At 45.4% G+C, this 15,365-nt stretch carries 13 protein-coding genes; 4 read left to right on the top strand and 9 right to left on the bottom strand.

All coding sequences use genetic code 11. The features are described from left to right. Positions 1 to 326 precede the first annotated feature (326 nt). Positions 327 to 608: a helix-turn-helix transcriptional regulator gene (locus QUA33_RS05870; RefSeq protein ID WP_333147253.1), complete on the top strand. Its 282-nt coding sequence runs from the start codon at positions 327 to 329 to the stop codon at positions 606 to 608. Between the two features lie 111 nt (positions 609 to 719). Here the strand turns inward: QUA33_RS05870 and arfB are convergent, their stop codons facing one another. Both arfB and QUA33_RS05860 read right to left on the bottom strand, forming a co-directional pair. Further along, positions 720 to 1,133: an alternative ribosome rescue aminoacyl-tRNA hydrolase ArfB gene (gene arfB / locus QUA33_RS05865; RefSeq protein ID WP_333147251.1), complete on the bottom strand. Its 414-nt coding sequence runs from the start codon at positions 1,131 to 1,133 to the stop codon at positions 720 to 722. 75 nt (positions 1,134 to 1,208) lie between these two features. Beyond that, the gene (locus QUA33_RS05860; protein WP_333147249.1) at positions 1,209 to 1,679 is read right to left on the bottom strand and encodes a restriction endonuclease; all 471 of its coding nucleotides are present in this window, start codon (positions 1,677 to 1,679) and stop codon (positions 1,209 to 1,211) included. Positions 1,680 to 2,026: 347 nt separating this feature from the next. On the opposite strand from QUA33_RS05860, the gene QUA33_RS05855 reads away from it, so the two are divergent. Beyond that, entirely contained in the window at positions 2,027 to 3,511 is a 1,485-nt protein-coding gene (locus QUA33_RS05855) for an alpha-amylase (protein WP_333147247.1), read from the top strand. Between the two features lie 60 nt (positions 3,512 to 3,571). Here QUA33_RS05855 and gnd read toward each other — a convergent pair whose 3' ends face one another. Beyond that, a complete protein-coding gene (gene gnd, locus QUA33_RS05850) occupies positions 3,572 to 5,026 on the bottom strand; it encodes a decarboxylating NADP(+)-dependent phosphogluconate dehydrogenase (RefSeq protein ID WP_333147245.1) in 1,455 nt (484 codons plus the stop codon). A 293-nt stretch (positions 5,027 to 5,319) separates the two neighbouring features. Between gnd and QUA33_RS05845 the strand changes: the two genes are divergently transcribed. Further along, positions 5,320 to 5,742 (top strand): hypothetical protein, encoded by a 423-nt coding sequence (locus tag QUA33_RS05845; protein WP_333147243.1) that lies wholly within the window; start codon positions 5,320 to 5,322, stop codon positions 5,740 to 5,742. Between the two features lie 129 nt (positions 5,743 to 5,871). Here the strand turns inward: QUA33_RS05845 and QUA33_RS05840 are convergent, their stop codons facing one another. The 6 genes from QUA33_RS05840 to QUA33_RS05815 form a co-directional block, all read right to left on the bottom strand. Continuing rightward, the gene (locus QUA33_RS05840; RefSeq protein ID WP_333147241.1) at positions 5,872 to 6,468 is read right to left on the bottom strand and encodes a Uma2 family endonuclease; all 597 of its coding nucleotides are present in this window, start codon (positions 6,466 to 6,468) and stop codon (positions 5,872 to 5,874) included. 494 nt (positions 6,469 to 6,962) lie between these two features. Further along, the gene (locus tag QUA33_RS05835) at positions 6,963 to 8,828 is read right to left on the bottom strand and encodes an ABC transporter ATP-binding protein (RefSeq protein WP_333147239.1); all 1,866 of its coding nucleotides are present in this window, start codon (positions 8,826 to 8,828) and stop codon (positions 6,963 to 6,965) included. 106 nt (positions 8,829 to 8,934) lie between these two features. Continuing rightward, on the bottom strand, positions 8,935 to 9,546 hold the full coding sequence (locus tag QUA33_RS05830; protein ID WP_333147237.1) for a hypothetical protein: 612 nt from the start codon (positions 9,544 to 9,546) through the stop codon (positions 8,935 to 8,937). Beyond that, positions 9,543 to 10,691 (bottom strand): AAA family ATPase, encoded by a 1,149-nt coding sequence (locus QUA33_RS05825; protein ID WP_333147235.1) that lies wholly within the window; start codon positions 10,689 to 10,691, stop codon positions 9,543 to 9,545. Before QUA33_RS05825 ends, QUA33_RS05830 begins: the two co-directional genes overlap by 4 nt. Positions 10,692 to 10,975: 284 nt before the next feature. Continuing rightward, entirely contained in the window at positions 10,976 to 13,312 is a 2,337-nt protein-coding gene (locus QUA33_RS05820; RefSeq protein ID WP_333147233.1) for a glycoside hydrolase family 31 protein, read from the bottom strand. A 446-nt stretch (positions 13,313 to 13,758) separates the two neighbouring features. Further along, complete coding sequence (locus QUA33_RS05815; RefSeq protein WP_333147231.1) at positions 13,759 to 14,118, bottom strand: group 1 truncated hemoglobin; 360 nt, start codon at positions 14,116 to 14,118, stop codon at positions 13,759 to 13,761. A 643-nt stretch (positions 14,119 to 14,761) separates the two neighbouring features. Here QUA33_RS05815 and QUA33_RS05810 point away from each other — a divergent pair. After that, the gene (locus QUA33_RS05810) at positions 14,762 to 15,364 is read left to right on the top strand and encodes a 2OG-Fe(II) oxygenase (protein ID WP_333147229.1); all 603 of its coding nucleotides are present in this window, start codon (positions 14,762 to 14,764) and stop codon (positions 15,362 to 15,364) included. The last annotated feature ends 1 nt before the right edge of the window (position 15,365 follow it).

Genomic DNA, 15,365 nt, shown 5'->3' with positions numbered 1-15,365 from the left:
GGAAGTTGTGCGATCGCAAAGGAGAAGTTTTGGTCTGGATCTTTGATACAATTTTGAGTTGGGCTGTCTTGTGAGGTCGATCGACCTTTTACATGGCATCACCTCCTCGGCGTTGAGAAAAAAGGGGCTTGAGGTCTGCGCCCAACCCCCGAAAATACGCTTGGGTATGCAGGCATAATTGATAGACACAACAAATAAGGCGGTTCTTCAAACCTGCATTTTGACCTTGGAGGCTCGTTGAGTGGCCTTTGTTTTGCCTACCAACATGAAGTTTACGTCTTATTCAAGCCTTTGTCAAGACGTTTACATCATGAATATTTCGTCCTATGATAGAAGAAGATTTACAAGAAAAGGAGAAGTCTCCATTGAGACTACTCAGAGAACAAGCTGGACTAACACGCCCTCAAGTCAAAGAAAAAATCGGAATTTCCGAGCGAAGGCAAGCTGACTGGGAATTAGGCAAGGCTCTACCTAATGCTGAAAACATACTTGCTATGGCTAACCTATACCAAGTTTCTCTAAAAACTATGTTTGAGCTTTTAGGATTAGACGTAACTAAAATTCCCGATGACTTACCAAGTCGATCGCCCTCGCCGAACGACAACTAACCCGCAGGGGTTCGTCCATTTCTAGGGAAACGGGTTTGAGTCATGGACCCAAGCCCGGAAAATACTAAGGCTATAACTAAAAACTCAGAAGCCCGATCGACCTTTCATCCCTCAATCCGTAATTTTCCCTCTCAAAGCTTTAATCTGCCCTCGCTTGGTTTTGCTGTCGAGACGCTTGCGCTGGGAACTACGAGTTGCTTTGCTGGGTTTGCGCCTTTTCGGTATGACGATCGCACTTTTAATCAGTTCTTGCAGCCGTCTCAAAGCCTCTTCCCGGTTTTGTTCCTGGCTGCGGTGTTCCTGCGCCTTGATCACAATCACACCTTCGGAGGTGATGCGCTGGTCGTTGATTTGCAACAAACGCTCCTTGTAGCGATCGGGCAATGAGGAAGCTGGGATATCAAAGCGCAAGTGAATCGCACTCGCCACCTTATTTACATTTTGCCCCCCCGCGCCTTGAGAGCGAATCGCACTAATCTCGATTTCGCGATCGTCTATGAACACTGTATTAGAAATTTGTAGCATGATTCATCATCAGTGAAATTAAAGATACTGGGAAAGCAGTGCATCTTTTATATATAACTTAGTTTAGTATATAAGTTATTTACAGTTCTTAGCTGTCAAGATAAATTCGATGAGTTTTTTTCTATCCCATAAATCTACGTCGTTAGATTTAGCAAGATTGTAAGCATTGTCTGTAAATCTGTTCTTCGTGATTACTCTTCCTTTATTTCCTTTGTAATGTCTGACCGCTCCGGCTACTTCTTGAACTGCTTTAATCCCAACTGGATTTTTGCTTCTTTTCGCTTGAACCACGGTTTTGGAGCCATCTTTGTATAAAATTAAATCCGCCCCATAATCTTGACTATCTTGAGTTAAAGTAACAGTATAACCAAAATTTATAAAATGAACCTCTAGAAATTTTTCAAACTCTTTTCCCGTCATTTCATCCACTTCCAAAATACCACTGTCTAATAAACGCTTTTTTTCCTCTTCTTCTTTCAATGTATCCAATAACGATGTCGCAATCACACCCAAAACGGCAGCGGCTCTTCCAATAAAAGATTTCATAAAATTACATTTTTTTAATAAGGAGTAATTCTGATGGTAGCAGATTTGCTCAGTATAGTTATTTACTAAGATAACAAGTAAGTTCACAAGTACCTTGTGAGCTTACTTAGTGATTCTTTTAGATTTCCGATCTAGGAATTGGGCTTTTTGTCTGCACTCAAGTTCAAGTATGGTTCAAAGAGTCAGGCGAAAGTCAAGGGATGTTATAGTTGAGAACTGTAACAAAACTTTAATCACACCCAAACCGGAGTTTTAGAAAAAATTAATGGGGATACAGTGACAATGGGCAAGGCTGTAGCCTAAGATCGCCTTAAATTGTCAGTATCATCTCAAGGCAAGGGTGAAAAATGGCAGATATCAACGGCACGATGATGCAATATTTCCACTGGTACATTCCCGATCGAGGAACCCTGTGGGATGAGGTAAAAAATCAAGCGAAAGAATTGGCAGATGCGGGTTTTACGGCACTGTGGCTGCCCCCAGCTTACAAAGGAATGGGCGGGCAAAGCGACGTTGGATATGGGGTTTACGACTTATTTGATTTGGGAGAATTCGACCAAAAAGGTTCAATTCGCACCAAATATGGTACTAAGCAGGAATATTTGGATGCGATCGCAGCCCTGCACAAATCTCAGATCCAAGTCTATGCCGATGTAGTTATCAACCACAAAATGGGTGCAGATGCAGCAGAGATATTTAAGGCAACTCCTTATCCTTACCACAATCGGCTAAATCCCAAAGGTGGGTTGCAAGAAATCAAAAGCTACACCAATTTTAACTTTCCCGGACGCAAAGGTAAATATTCCCAATTTGAATGGCACTGGTGGCATTTTGACGCAGTAGACTACAACGATTACAATCCAGGCGATCGCGGTACAGTCTATTTAATAGAAGGGAAAATTTTTGATGACTATGTGGCCCTAGAAAATGGCAATTTTGCATATTTAATGGGGTGCGATCTGGATTTCCAGGATCGATGGGTACGAGATGAAATTACACGCTGGGGTAAGTGGTATCTCGACACCACAGGTGCCGACGGTTTTCGTATAGATGCAATCAAGCACATATCGTCTTGGTTTTTTGTGGAATGGTTGGATGAAATGGAGCGATATGTCGGCAAAGATTTGTTTGTTGTCGGTGAGTATTGGGCACCAAATATCGATATCCTGCACTGGTATGTCGGTTCAGTTAAGGGCAAAATGTCAGTTTTTGATGTGCCGCTGCATTACAACTTTCATTACGCCAGCCAACAGGGCGGTAACTACGATATGCGGCGCATCTTAGACGGTACAATGATGCAGCAGCAACCGACTCATGCAGTAACCTTTGTCGAAAACCACGACTCCCAACCGCTGCAAGCACTTGAATCTGTGGTAGAACCCTGGTTTAAACCTCTTGCTTATGCGATTATTCTATTGCGAAGAGAAGGTTATCCCTGCGTTTTCTACGGCGATTATTACGGTGTAGAATATGAAGATTGGGGGCGTGATGGCAATCGGTATAAGATTGTTATGCCCTCTTATCGATCGCTAATTGACAAGTTTCTCCATGCTCGCAAACACTTCGCCTACGGCCCTCAATATGACTATTTCGATCATTGGAATACAATTGGCTGGACGAGATTGGGCAATGGGAAAAATCCACAGGCAATGGCAGTAATTATGAGTGACGGCCCGGAGGGTTTCAAGTGGATGGAAGTTGGTAAACCTCATGCTAAGTTTGTGGACTTAACAGGGCATATTCAGGAACCTGTTTCTACTAACGAGTGGGGTTGGGGCGAGTTTCGCTGTCAAGGCGGTTCAGTATCGGTGTGGATTCAGGAAAAAGATTAGTTGGCAGTAATCTCATGTTCTATCTGTAAGGTGCGCCGAAACGCACCCTACAAAAATTAATTAATCGGTAGTACCGGTTTGCAGCGATTCTTTAGCAGTCTGCGTCCACTCTGAGTGGAAGAATTCGCCGCGCGGTTTGTCGGTGCGCTCGTAGGTGTGAGCCCCAAAATAATCACGCTGAGCTTGCGTGAGGTTTTGCGGCAATCTTTCGCGCCGGTAGCTATCGAAATAGTCCAGCGAGGCGCTAAATGCTGGCACTGCAATCCCCAGTTGGCAAGCAGTAGCTAACACGTCTCGCCAAGCCGATTGGCGATCGAGAATGCTCTGTTTGAACTCCGGCGCTAACAGCAAATTCGGCAACGTGGGATCGTCCTTGAAAGCTGTTTTAATCTTGTCCAAAAATCCAGCTCGAATAATACAGCCACCTTTCCAAATTCTGGAAATTTCGCTCAAACTCAAGTCATAGTTGTACGACTTCGAGGCCGCGCTCAACAGCGCCATGCCTTGTGCGTAGGAGCAAATCTTCGAGCAGTAAAGCGCATCCCGGACTTTGTTCACAAACTCTTTAGTATCGCCTTCGTACTTGCCGCTAGGCCCCGTCAGTTCTTGGGAAGCTTTGACGCGCTCTGCTTTGTAAGAAGACATGATTCTGGCATTCACAGCAGCGATAATTGTGGGAATGCTCACGCCCAATTCTAAAGCACTCATTACAGTCCAGCGGCCCGTGCCTTTTTGACCGGCTGCGTCCATAATTACCTCAACTAAGGGTTGCTTAGTTTCCGGGTCAATGTACTTGAAAATGTTAGCCGTAATTTCAATCAAAAACGAGTTTAGTTCGTCTGTTGTATTCCATTCGGCAAAAACTTCCTGCAACTGCTGGCCGTTCAATCCACCAACGTTTTTGAGCAAATCGTAGGCTTCAGCAATGAGCTGCATATCACCGTACTCAATGCCGTTGTGAACCATCTTCACGTAGTGGCCGGCGCCACCAGGGCCGATGAAAGTGACACAGGGGCCATCATCTACTTGAGCCGCAATTTTGGTGAGAATTGGCTCTAGTAGACCGTAAGCAGTGCGGGTGCCACCGGGCATCAAGCTAGCACCATTCAGCGCGCCTTCTTCGCCGCCGCTGATGCCCATGCCGACAAATCCCAGCCCCATCGATTCTAAATCTTTGGTGCGGCGTTCGGTGTCGTCGTATAGCGAGTTGCCGCCGTCAATAATCATGTCGCCCGGTGACAGCATGGGTTTGAGCTGGTCGATGACCGCATCTACGGGTTTCCCAGCTTGCACCATGACTAAGATTCGGCGCGGGGTTTCTAGGGCATCGACGAATTCTGTCAGAGTCTTGGTGCCTACAATGTTCTTGCCGGGGGCGCGTTGTGCCATGAAGTCGTCGGTTTTGGCTGCGGTGCGGTTGTACACAGCCACGGAGAAGCCTCTGCTTTCGACGTTGAGCGCTAGGTTTTCGCCCATCACTGCTAGACCGATTAAACCAAAATTTTGCTTTGTCATGCTAATAACCCGCTTGTTGTTCCCGCTTGAGGATTGATTTGCGAGAGAGGAAAGCGAGGCGGGGTGTACCGCTTTCCGGTGGACTAAAAGTATTGGACAATAGACCTAGGAGGTTTAGGTTTATTTTTATATTCTCAGAATTGCTGTTTGGTAAATCAGTAGGGTTTTTTTAAGATTTAAGGGATATTAATGACGCGGGCAGGTGATGATAAGGCAGGTATTATGTCGATCGCGGTAACGGTAGATACAAACAAGCGGACATTTTGAGGAAAATTTAGGAGACTGTTGTAACTATGGAAGATTTACAGTATCTCGCGGCCTGGGTGAAAGAGCAACACGCTCGCGAGTATATTTTGACTTGGCTGCTGAGTCAACAGGGGCTGTGGTGGTCGGATGGGGATATTTATCAGGCTGTTTTGCAAAAGTCGGGAAAGCTTTTGAAAGCTTATGTTCAAAAAAGGCAAGCGGGAGAGTTATTTGAGGGAATTTCTGAGAAGTTGGTGGAAGATGATAATTGGGATGATTTGGTGCTGAGTTTAGGGCGAATTGTTGCTGTTTATCAAGAGGAATTGCTGAAGCTGCAAGAGCGCGATCGCAAGGGGGATGGGCTAAAAAAAAATTTGATTAGCCAACCGTTGACTGGAGATCCTTTGCCGCTTTTGGAGGTGCAGCAAGCTTTGCCAGATCCTTATGCGGATACGTTGACGGGGAGATAATTGCTCATCATTTTTGTGGATGGAGGCTCATCTCAGAAACCGGGTTTCTTCCCTTATTTCTCGTACTCAACCCAAATTGTCGCAGAAACCCGGTTTCTCGCCACTTGGGCGACAGTTCTGGATCTAGATTCAAGGATTGAGAATAGGTGTAAGATCTAGAAGAAATCCGGGAAGTACATCTTCACCCGAAAGTGTAGGCGGTTGGTCAAAAGAGAAATTAATCACTTCTGCTACATCTTCAGACAACCGATAGATTTCTACTAAAGGCGTTTGGGGGTCAATTAGCCAACCTAAGCGACAGCCGTTAGTTCGATAATACCGCATTTTAGCCCGCAATGTTTCTAGGGAATCAGTTTGCGAGCGCAATTCTATTACAAAGTCCGGGCACAGGGGAGGAAATTTGCGCTTATCTTCTGCGGATAATGCTTCCCAACGTTCTAGGAGTACCCAAGCAGCATCAGGGGAACGCTTCGCACCGTTGGGTAATTGAAAGATAGTGGAAGAGTCAAAGACTTTTCCTAATTGAGTCTGACGATTCCACAAACCGAGTCCCAGGTTTAGATCGGAATTTCTGATGCCGCTTTCGCCGCCTGTTGGAGGCATAATAATTAGTTCTCCTTCGGGGGTTTGTTCTAATCGCCACTCTTCATTAGCGATGGACAATTGATAAAATTGTTCGTCGGTTAAAGCGACGGCTGCAGGTAGGTTGAGAGTTATAGTTTCCATCGTTGATATTATTGCCAACTAGGTTGGTTTTATTATAACTCGCACTTTCTGACAATTTTCTCAAAAAGATCGCATTCAACAGTAAAACAGGTATCTCTGCTTTACCTCGAAGCCTAGATCCCCCTAAATCCCCCTTAAGAAGGGGGACTTTGAATCGAACTTTTGTCCCCTGGTTAAGAAGCGGGAATTTGTATTTGACTTTTGTCCCCCCCCTTTTTAAGGGGGGCTAGGGGGGATCGAGACTTTGCCACAAAACAAATGAGATTAATCTCTCATAAATCTATCTCGCACAATCATCCCAGGAACCGGGTTTGTTCCGAGATTTCTCGTACTCCACTGAAAATTGTCCCAGGAACTCGGTTTCTCGCCACATAAGGAGAGAAATTAGATCGCCAATCCGCGATAATTTATCACAATCACCCGCGCCAAATTCCCCACGCTAACCCACAAGTCCGGCGGGGGTTTAAAACCCCTGGCGGACTGTTTGTTTAACTCTAAATATAGCTGCTAGCTTGACGGGTGAACATTGAGCAGTAAATTCCGTTTGATGCTATCAATTCGTCGTGAGTTCCTATTTCTGCTATTTTACCGTTTTCCATGACGGCGATACGATCGGCAATTTTTGCTAATCCCAATCTGTGACTGATGACTATGGTTGTTTTCCCGGCGGCTATTTGGCGGAAGATGCTGTAAATTTCGTGTTCTGTCTTGGGGTCGAGGGCGGCGGTTGGTTCGTCAAAAATTAGAACTTCGGCTGTAGAAAGCCGCATTAAGGCGCGGGCGATCGCAATTCTTTGCCACTGTCCCCCCGATAAGTCTATGCCGTCTTCTAATTGTTTCCCCAAGGGTGTCTCTAAACCTGCGGCAAGACTATTTACTTTTGCGCTTATTCCTGCTTCGGAAATAGCTTCGTTAATTGCGGTGTCATCCGACAGTGAAAGCAAGTCGCCGAAACCGACGTTTTCGCGAACTGTCGAGGGGAAACGGGCGTAATCTTGCATGACGACGGCGATGCGCGATCGCACGTATGCTAGAGGGTACGATCGCAAATCTTTGCCGTTCCAGTCGATCGTACCGCTTGTCGGGTCGTACAGGCGGCCGAGGAGTTTGCCAAGGGTTGTTTTACCCGCGCCATTTTCACCAACAAGCACTAGCATTTCACCCTGATTAATCGTTAAGTTGATATCTTCAACCGTGCTTTTATTGCTACCGGGATAGCAGAAAGATAAATGCTTAATCTCGATGCCAATTTTATCTTTTGTGGGGCGCGCATCTTGCCCGTCTTCTGATAAGCTAGGCAGGCGAGACGCCACATCAACAAGCGGAGACTGCAATTCGGGTTTGAGTTCCAAAAGTTGAAAAATCGGACTAACGCTGAGAGAGATATCGTACAAATTAGTAGAAGTGTTAATCAGCATATGCAAACTTTGCTTTACTTGAACAATCAAACCCGAATAGAGTGCTAAATCGCCCAAAGTATAGCGACCACCCAAAGCTCCCATTACTACATAAATAAATGGCAAAGCCACTCCAATTCTACTAAACATCGACCATAAAAGTACAACAATTGCTCCTTTTTTTCGGATTTGCTGCATCTCGCTAAAAAATTGCAAAAACTGACCCTGCCAGCGTTTGAGCCAAAGTTCTTGCAACCCAAACAAACGCAATTCTTTAGCATATTCTTCGCCCGTCAAGACTCTACTGGATAAGTTCATTTCGCGGCTGATTTTAGCTTGCTTTCTTTGAACTCTCCAGATGATTCTGCTATATTTTCTTTGGGTGTAAATTGAGGGAGCTGAGGAGATTAACATCAGCAATGGCACCCACCAAGCTATCGCAGCAGCAAGGCCTATCGAGGGAATAAATATAAAAATTCCCGTGATGGTCATGCTGATGGTAAATGCTAGTTGCTGTATTTTGGATACTCCGGTTTTTGCGAGTTCTACTATATTTAATAGTTCCGGGTTTTCAAAGAGGGCAATATCGTCGAAATTGGCGACTTTTTCGAGGACTTTTCCTTCGACAAAGCCTTGAACGCGATCGCGCAAAGATGTCGCGACAAAAGAGTTCATTGTGTCTAGGGCATCGCCGACTAACTTGAGACTTAAGACTCCGGCAATACTCCACAGCAATATTGGCCGGGAAAGCATCAAAGCAAAGGGCTGTGCTGTTTGGGTTTGCGACAGCAACCGAGATACTTCATCAATGATTAATTTATCTAAAAAAAGCACGGCAGATGGGGCAGCACCGCCGATGATGTTGAGTAATATTAAATTGCGGAGTTCTATTGGTGCGGCTTTGATTATCAGGCCCAAGCTGCGCCACAAAGCTTGGAATGTGGTAATTTGGATGGGTTGCATTATTTGTGGGTAGGTGTCGGGTCTAGTCATCCCCGGACGCTATATTATAACAGTATTTATTAACTGTTTGCCAAACAATGACAGGGCGCAGTATTGGTCTTTATCCTCAATTTTCCCAGGTTGGTTGAAAATTTATGAGTGCATTCATAGCTCGTTCCAAACTGGGGGAATTAGTCTGTGCTGACGCCACCTGCCAACTTTTATTGACAAACTCGATCAGTTGACCGTTGTAGTCTTTACCAATTTTAGCCGTACTATTAGGAGGGGGGACGATCGCCTCCCGCAGATTTCGCTTCTTTGACTTTTTAGCCAAATTGATTAAAAGCTGCTTGGGGTCAGGAATTCGATCCGCGTCGCCCGGAATCAAGTCTACTGAAATACCCAGAAATTGGGCAAAGCCCTCTCGATGTGCAAGTAACCACGCTTCCACTTCTTTAACAGCAATCCGAAACAGCAGATTAGGATGTTTTGGTTGAGTTAACCACTCCGAAATAATTACTAACGGGCATTCTGCATTATCCAAATCAGTTAATACTAAGTATGGCATTCCCTTTGCCGCATAATTTAATCCAGAAATAATCTTTTTAATTTTGCCATATCCTCTCTGATTCAAGCACTGTCCCACTGAAAAAGGACGTTGAGACTGTTTGAGCATTTGTTTAAGAACTGCTTCACTCAGTGCATCCTCAAACACTAAATTGATGGGAATATCCGTCATTTGAATAAACTCAGTTTTTCAATCGCGGGCGGCGCTGTGAGAGGAAGTGCCGCATCGGCTATGCTTAAATTTCCTTCTAATAGCATTTTGATTTGTTCATTACTTGAAGCAAGTTTTACCTGAGTTCCTTCAGGAGTCGGTGTCATTAGCAGCACCTCTTCGCCGCCAATGCCTTTGTCTGAGAGTAAATCAGCACTATGGGTACTGAGAATAACCTGTCGCTTTCTCGGACGCTGAAGGCGATAAATTAGAGATGGAAGATGGCTAACAATCGCTGAATTTAAGGAAAGTTCTGGTTCTTCTAGTAACAATAATGACTCGCTTTCTAACAGCGACCAGAGCAAACCAATTAACCGTAACGTTCCGTCAGAAAATTGGTCTTCCCGTTGTTTTCCCGCTCCTGGTCGCCAATGTTCGTAAACAGCTTCCAAATGCGGAACTCCCATGACATCTTTGGTATCTGTGAGGTTTTTCAATTGTGGGACAGCCAGCTTTAAAGCATCTTCAATTTTTTTTAATCGCGATCTTCGAGTTTTTTCGGAAGTTTTAACAACTCGCTCTAAAAAAGTTCTACCAAAAGGATCTTCGGAAAGCCCCGGGGTAGAAAAAGCTTCGGGATGGCGAACCAACTGAGGAATTAAATGTAAATATAAAATCGATTCTAAAAATTTAGAAATTTCTCTAAATTCTGCATTGGCATTAATTTGCTCTAAATAAGTCTGGGTGAGACGTAGCTCATCTTTGTCATCTTCTTCAGTAGGGCGATTGACAATTTGCCGCTCGCCTTTCCAAACTCGTTCGTAGGCAACAATCGGCTCATTTTTTCCACCTTTTCTCTGTTTAATTCCCAGCGCATACGTCCACAAGGGCTGTTCATCATTAGATTCTGAAAGCTGAATTTCTATTTCTACATCTGAATAACGGCGCGCATAAAGACTGCGAATTTTTGACACGCCACGTCTATCGCTCACGGCTTTCTGCAATCCGCCTCCTGCTTTAGCCAGATCCCGCAAAAAGCGCAATGAATCGAGAAAGTTTGACTTACCACAAGCATTAGGGCCTACCACAAAAACGCGATCGCGCAAATCAACATTCACTGACTGAAAATTGCGCCAATTTTTCAGAGCTATATGGGAGATAATCATACTGATAAAATTTCCATTGTTATTGTAATTTTTTAAAATTTTTGCGCTCTTGGGGGGAAACACTATCCTCAAAACCTTTACTTTACAATTTATCCAACCCCTTTGCCGAATTTTTTGGATATTTTTTTGGGATTTCTCTAACCCGTTAACATCTTTGCTACCCTAGAAATGAATTTTATCTAGCCACAAAGGAATCACAGACGATCGCCCTTTCCATCTCAAACTCTGCCAGATCGAGCGATCGCCCTGAATGCCACCATAGCATAAACCGCTTTATGCCAAAATTATCCAAATGTCAAACGTCGCGCCGTACCATCATCTGTAAATCGCTGTTCGCCAACGCCAACAACTTCCACAATAACTTCGCGTTCAGATATCAAAAATTGACCCTCGCGCGCGGCAATTTCAACGATGATTTTTTCCCCTTCCAAATACACCTTGTAATTAGTCGTAGCCCAGACACCTTTTTCATGTTCAAAACTGTGTCCGTCGTCCTCATAAAGCGTCCATTCACCGCTTCCGGGCCAAATTCGCATTTTTAATGACTCAAGCGGTTCTTCGCTGACAAACTGCCTCACAGGTGCGATCGCAATTATGCCCCCGCCCCGCACGTAAAGCGGCATTCTCTCCAAAGGTGCATGGGCTAAAATGTGCGTCGGGCCGTGATAGCATTCGCCCGTCCACCAATCGTACCAAGTCCCCTCCGGCAAATACACGGCGCGATGCTCAACTCCGGGGCGGTAAACAGGTGCAGCCATCAGCGACGGGCCGAGCAATACTTGATCGTAAAGGTGATAAGTTGTGCGATCGCGCGGAAATTGATATAGTAACGGTCGCAAAATCGGTGTTCCCGTCGTCGCAGCTTCCCAAAACAAGGTGTAAATGTAAGGCAACAACTGATAGCGCAAATTCATGTATTCGCGGCAAATCTTCTCAGTGCGATCGCCAAAAACCCACGGTTCGTGTTGGGCCGTATTTATCGCCGAATGACCGCGCATCAAGGGATACAGCATTCCCACCTGCATCCACCGCGCGAACAATTCAGCGGTTGCATTCTCCGCAAAACCCCCGATGTCGCAACCGACAAACGCCACGCCGGAAAGCCCCATATTGCAAAGCATCGGTAGCGACATTTCTAAGTATTCCCACTGCGATAGATTGTCGCCCATCCATACCGACGAGTAACGCTGAACGCCCGCAAAACCCGATCGCGTCAGCACAAAAGATCGATCGCCAGATCGCACTTTTTGCAACCCCTGTGCACAAGCTTTCGCCATCATCAACCCATACAAATTGTGCGTTTCCGCGTGGGTAGCGCCTTCGGATTCCGGGCCTTGCGGTGCATCCATCGGAAACCAGATGTGTTGGTGGCCGTCGCCAAAAGGCCGTTCTGCGATCGAAGGTTCGTTCATGTCGTTCCAAATCCCCGCAACGCCCATATCTGTGAGGTTTTTGTGCAATTCGCCCCACCACTCGCGCACCTCTGGCCGCAGGAAGTCGGGAAACACCGCTTTTTCCGGCCAAACGTAACCGTGGAATAGCCTTCCCTCTGCGGTGCGGACGAAATAGTCATTCTCCACACCCCGATCGAATACTTCATAATCTCCTTCCGGTTCGTACTTGACACCGGGATCGACAATCGTGACAACCTTAAAACCGGCTGCTTTCAAGTCTGCGATCAGTTTCGCGGGATCGGGGAAACGCTTCGGGCTCCAGGTAAAAACGCGGTAGCCGTTCATATAGTCGATGTCGAGGTGGATGACATCACAGGGAATCGCCCGATCGCGAAATTCCTTCGCCAACTCGCGCACAACGTCCTCGGATTCGTAACTCCAGCGGCATTGGTGGTATCCCAGCGCCCATTTTGGCGGAAGCGGCATCCGGCCTGTTAACTGCGTGTAGGTGGCGAGAATTTGGGCGGGTTCCGGGCCGTAAATGATGTAGTAATCGAGTTCCCGGCCTCTGGTTTCCATCCGCAAAACTCCCGGTTGTTGAGCGCCGATGTCGAATTGACTCCAAAATGTCGTGTTGAAGAAAATGCCGTAAGCGCGATCGGGATTCAGGGCGATATAAAATGGGATCGCCTGGTACATTTCATCGCTGAGGGAATTGTAGTCAAGCGCGTCTATTGTCCAGTTTGTCTTGACTTCGGAGAGTTTGTCGAGAAAGCCGGTGCGTTGTCCGAAACCGTAGAAGTGTTCGTCTGCTTCGATGCGTTTCCAGCCTGCGGTTGCACCTGCGCGCCATCCCATACTGGGATCGCAGTCGCTAGCAAAGGGTTTTCCCGATTTGTCAAAGCATTCGATTGCAGCACGAGATCGCTTGACAGAAATTTTTATTTGCGATGTTTCAATTTCAATTTTTTCTTCTGTTTCTCGCACTTCCAATGGTATAATTTCCCACTCTTCGTCAGGGACAGTTATTGAGTGCGATCGGCTGTTAAATTCACCTGTGGGGGACATTCGCACTCTGATTAAATTCGGCGCGAGGATGCTGATGTTTAGGGAAGTTTCACCGCAATTAAAGTGAAAGGTGCGATCGGTTTTATTTATGGATTCTACCGAACCGATTGTTGACCAAGGCTGTTCGGTTTTTTGAAGTTTTCCGAAGTATTGCGGCATATACGATTTGGTAATTGGTAATTTGCAATTAGTAAACCGATCGTGCAATCCGCACTTAACTACTGTCATCTAGCTAAAGGAGGAATATAACTTGTCAGCATTTCAAGTAAATTAACAAATGCGGGAAAATAGACTTCAGCAATACCGTGGATAGCCAAATAAGCTACTATAAAAAATGAAACAGGTATCCATAAATCAAGTAAGAAAAAACTTTAATGAGCTATAATATCGAGTGCGACTGCTTTCCACAACTCATACGGAATATCAGTTAAACAACTCTAGCACTCCTCGCCTCAATTGTGAACTATTCTCTTCTCTTCCTTCGCCTCTTCGCCGTTCATTATATCCGGCAAAAAACAAAGTGGAGCTTTTGCGACAAAATCACGAAATCTCCACTTTTATCACTATTCTAGTGGCTGCAACAAAACTCTTGCATTCACTCGATATTACTTGTACAAAACAGTTTCTTTCAAAGTAGCTATTTTACCTAGCACTTCATCAAGATCCTCTTGCGACGCCCCGTGGGCAATGATGGCATCGGTCAAATGCTTCACAATCGCATCAAAGTGTTCTGGCTGTAGATTCAAACCTGAGTGAGCCTTCTCCATTGAACGACCTGAGTATTGCTTGGTGCCGCCGAGAGCATAAGAGATAAAAGCAGTTTGATGGCGGGCCTGCTTTGCCATATCTGTATGATCGAAGAAGTGGCTCACTACCTCATCAGCCAAAACATCGCGGTAAAAATCATCAACCATCTCTTTAATAGCTGGCTCTCCACCCATTTTTTCGTACAATGTTGTTGGCATATCGTTTCAGCGAGTTGTTTTTTTTTACTTACTCTTTAATTATAGCTGGGCGCTTTCTTTTTTTGGCTCTGTGAAATATTAATTTAATCTGAAATAATTATTTAGTAACTTTTGCGACTGCGGGTATTTTGTAGACTACCCTCTATTTGTCAACTTTATTAACGTTCTATCGCCAGTTAGAGATTGTCGATCGCCCTCCCAGCATTTTGACCTAATGCACGGATTGCTTTTTTTAGCAAGATGTTTCCTACACAGCGCCAACACACATCTGTTTTCCAGCTAGCAAGCTCAAGAAATCGGTGAGCAAACAGTGGCCGGATGCGATCGCAATTTCCGCGATCGCCCCTGCAATTGGACAAGTTAACATAAATGGGAGATCGGCTGCCCAGCGGCATCATGTATCATGGAATTGCAAATATAATCTTCTCACCACAACGATCGCCTGTATAGTAATATTTGGCAGTTGCTAATCGGTTGCGACACTTCCGGGCGATCGCCCGCAGTTAAGAAAAACCTTTGACTTAAGTACGCGGACACAAATAAACATTATTATGTCATTGCGCGGAACGAAGCAATCCCAAGTCTGAGCGATTGCTGCATTTCTATCTGCTGTTTCCTTAAACTTTGATGATTTTTGAGTGCCTTGAAATACTATAGCCAACATCCTAACGCTTTCTCGATCGACTACCTCAACGACTTGCGAGGAGCAATTCTAGCCTCCCCTTATCTAGCAATCAACAACCTCAATCGCGATTTCATTGGCACAAAAGGGTTTTCCGTAGTGTTTCAACGTGCGGAAATCGCCGAAGTAGAACGGCGGTTTCCCTTGTTCAAACCCTATCTAGACCAAGCATTACAGCCTGAATGCAATGCTTTTTACCTCAACCCTTTGTTGCTGGGTGAAGGTTCCCGCGTCGATCCGCATATCGATCGATCTTTGCGATCGTACTGCAAAACTGTTGAACCTCCCGCAGCCGTCAGCGTTTTATACGTGCAAGTACCGCCGAACTTGCAAGGGGGAGAGTTGATACTGCGGCGCAACAAACAGCAAGTCGGGCAGATTAAGCCGCAATCGAATTCGCTGGTGTATTTTCAAGGAGATTTGACTCACTCTGTCAACGCTGTTAAAAGTACCGGAACTCGTTTGAGTTTGGTTTGCGAACAGTACAGTTTGAGCGAAACAGAACTGCAAGATATTCCAGGATTCACAGTGGAATCTAGGGCCGTGAAAGCAAAAAGCAAGTAAT

It is taken from the genome of Microcoleus sp. Pol14D4 (assembly GCF_036701245.1).
Lineage (GTDB): Bacteria > Cyanobacteriota > Cyanobacteriia > Cyanobacteriales > Microcoleaceae > Microcoleus.
Note: the sequence above shows the minus strand (reverse complement) of the source record. Positions and strands in the feature narration are given on the sequence as shown.

Excerpts from the sequence above, each read along its gene's own strand:
- QUA33_RS05870 (WP_333147253.1), top strand. The coding sequence starts at position 327 with ATGATAGAAGAAGATTTACAAGAAAAGGAGAAGTCTCCATTGAGACTA.
- arfB (WP_333147251.1), bottom strand. The coding sequence starts at position 1,133 with ATGCTACAAATTTCTAATACAGTGTTCATAGACGATCGCGAAATCGAG.
- QUA33_RS05860 (WP_333147249.1), bottom strand. The coding sequence starts at position 1,679 with ATGAAATCTTTTATTGGAAGAGCCGCTGCCGTTTTGGGTGTGATTGCG.
- QUA33_RS05855 (WP_333147247.1), top strand. The coding sequence starts at position 2,027 with ATGGCAGATATCAACGGCACGATGATGCAATATTTCCACTGGTACATT.
- gnd (WP_333147245.1), bottom strand. The coding sequence starts at position 5,026 with ATGACAAAGCAAAATTTTGGTTTAATCGGTCTAGCAGTGATGGGCGAA.
- QUA33_RS05845 (WP_333147243.1), top strand. The coding sequence starts at position 5,320 with ATGGAAGATTTACAGTATCTCGCGGCCTGGGTGAAAGAGCAACACGCT.
- QUA33_RS05840 (WP_333147241.1), bottom strand. The coding sequence starts at position 6,468 with ATGGAAACTATAACTCTCAACCTACCTGCAGCCGTCGCTTTAACCGAC.
- QUA33_RS05835 (WP_333147239.1), bottom strand. The coding sequence starts at position 8,828 with ATGCAACCCATCCAAATTACCACATTCCAAGCTTTGTGGCGCAGCTTG.
- QUA33_RS05830 (WP_333147237.1), bottom strand. The coding sequence starts at position 9,546 with ATGACGGATATTCCCATCAATTTAGTGTTTGAGGATGCACTGAGTGAA.
- QUA33_RS05825 (WP_333147235.1), bottom strand. The coding sequence starts at position 10,691 with ATGATTATCTCCCATATAGCTCTGAAAAATTGGCGCAATTTTCAGTCA.
- QUA33_RS05820 (WP_333147233.1), bottom strand. The coding sequence starts at position 13,312 with ATGCCGCAATACTTCGGAAAACTTCAAAAAACCGAACAGCCTTGGTCA.
- QUA33_RS05815 (WP_333147231.1), bottom strand. The coding sequence starts at position 14,118 with ATGCCAACAACATTGTACGAAAAAATGGGTGGAGAGCCAGCTATTAAA.